This window comes from Stutzerimonas stutzeri (assembly GCF_024448895.1).
GTDB lineage: Bacteria > Pseudomonadota > Gammaproteobacteria > Pseudomonadales > Pseudomonadaceae > Stutzerimonas > Stutzerimonas stutzeri_Q.
On sequence record NZ_JAMOIC010000059.1, the window covers coordinates 1 to 2,070 of the forward strand.

The window sequence follows — 2,070 nt, forward strand, 5'->3', positions numbered from 1 at the left end:
GTACGCGATCCACGAACACCACCTATTGACCGCTGGGTGTTTCGTTTAGCGAGGCAGGGTCGGTGTGCAGTTCCACGGCAGCAGCGCGTCGTAGTCCTCGACGGCCTGGACCTGAGGCAGTCGTTCGAGGACGTGGCGCAGGTAGGCGTAGGGTTCCTGGCCGTTGGCCTTGGCGGTTTCCACCAGGCTGTAGAGCTGGGCGCTGGCGGACGCGCCCCGGGGCGTGTCGCTGAACAGCCAGTTCTTGCGGCCGATAACGAAAGGCCGGATGGCCCGCTCGGCCGCGTTGTTGTCGATCGGTAAAAAGCCGGCTTCGACGTAGCGCACCAGGCGGCTCCAGTTGCTGGCCAGGTAGCTCAGCGCCTTGCCCAGGGCATTCTGCGCGGTGACCTGGGGCTGGGTTTTCTCCAGCCAGGCGCGTAGCTGCGCGAGCAGCGGCACGCTGTGCTGCTGCCGCCCGGCCTGCCGGGCTTCGTCGCTCGCCGCCTTGAGGTCGCGCTCGATGCCGTAGAGCTTGTTGATCAAGCCCAGGGCGATGTCGGCGCGCCCGGTCTTGCCCTTGGGTTGCACCTTTTGCGCCTCGACGAACTTGCGCCGCGCATGGGCCCAGCAGGCCAGGCGTTCGACGCCGTCCCGCGCGGCCACGGCGTTATAGCCGGCGTAGTCGTCGGTCATCAGGTAGCCGCGATAGCCCTCGAGCAGGTGCAACGGCACTTCCTGCGCGCGGCTGGATGAGTAGTCGAAGAGGATCACCGGCTTATCCGGCGGGCCGCCGGTTTGCACCCACATCCAAGATTGGCTACTGGGCGCTCGGTCCGGTTCCTTGAGCACTTGCACCCGGGTTTCGTCGCAGTGGATCACGCGGCTGTCGAACAGCTGGTCGCGCAGCAGGTTGAGCACCGGTTGCAGCTGCTGGCCGCACTGGATCACCCAGCGCGCCAGGGTCTGGCGGGAAAGCTCGAGGCCGTGACGGCTCAGCACGTTTTCGAAACGGTGCAGCGGCAGGCCGTCGACGTACTTGGCGGTCAGCAGCGTGGCCAGCAGGCTGGGGCTGGCCAGGCTTTTCTCGATCAGTTGCGCCGGCTTGTCGGCGGTCACCGGCGCGGCTTCGCAGCCCCGGCAGCCGTAGGTTTTACGGATGTGGCGGATCACCCGGATCTGCATCGGCACGATCTCCAGCTGCTCGCTGGTGTCTTCGCCGATGACGTGTTTGCGGCACCCGCAGACGCAGGTCAGCTCATGTTCGGGCAGCTCATGGAGGACCTCGATGCGCGGCAGCTCGGCCGGCAGCGGCCTGCGCTTGCCGCGGCGCTTGAGCGGCGCAACGCCTTCTTCTGCATCGTCAGCGGCCTCTGCCGTGGCCGGGTCGGCCAGGCTTTCGGCCTCGTTGAACATGGCCAGCTGCGGCGAGTCGGGATCGGGGCTCTGCTCGGATTTACGGCCGAACAGGCGCTGGAGCAGCAGCGCATTTTGTTCGCGAAGGTGCTCGATTTGCCCGTCCTTGGCCGTTATTGCCTTGTCCTTTTCCGACATCTGCGCGCTCGCCGCGAGCAGCAACTGCTTGAGCAGAATCGGGTCGTCGGGAAGGGTTTTGGGCATGGTCAGCATGCCGTGGATTATACCGGTTCAGGTCACGAAACGTGGGGTCAGCACCTGGTGCGGGCGGTTGCGCCAGAGGTCGATGCCGTCCAATAACCAGTTCAATTCCTGGGCCGTCAGCACGATGGCCGCGTCACCGGGCTCGGGGTGCGACTTGAAGCGCTCGGCATCCAGGCGCTTGAGCCACAGGCAAAAGCCGTTGCGCTCCCAATACAAAATCTTCACCCGATTGCGGGCGCGGTTGAGGAAGACGAACAGCACTGGGTCGAACACGGCGACCTTGATATCCAGTTCGACCAGAGCGGCCAGACCGTCGATGGATTTTCGAAAGTCCACGGGTTGGGGGTAGAGGTAGACTTTTTCGACCTTGGCATCGGGACGCATCATGCCGGGTAAGCTCCAGAGGGAATCGGGAGCTCAGCATCCGGCCTCAGGCCGCGGGTTTGAAGGTGGGGTTCATGGCGCGGTTAC

At 64.9% G+C, this 2,070-nt stretch carries 2 protein-coding genes; both read right to left on the bottom strand.

The features are described 5' to 3' along the window. Window positions 1-45: 45 nt before the first annotated feature. Window positions 46-1,608: an IS66 family transposase gene (gene tnpC / locus NA619_RS24890; protein ID WP_255964432.1), complete on the bottom strand. Its 1,563-nt coding sequence runs from the start codon at window positions 1,606-1,608 to the stop codon at window positions 46-48. An 18-nt stretch (window positions 1,609-1,626) separates the two neighbouring features. Further along, window positions 1,627-1,986 carry an IS66 family insertion sequence element accessory protein TnpB gene (gene tnpB, locus NA619_RS24895; RefSeq protein ID WP_011914302.1) on the bottom strand — a complete coding sequence of 120 codons (360 nt, stop codon included), beginning with the start codon at window positions 1,984-1,986 and terminating at the stop codon, window positions 1,627-1,629. Window positions 1,987-2,070 lie beyond the last annotated feature (84 nt).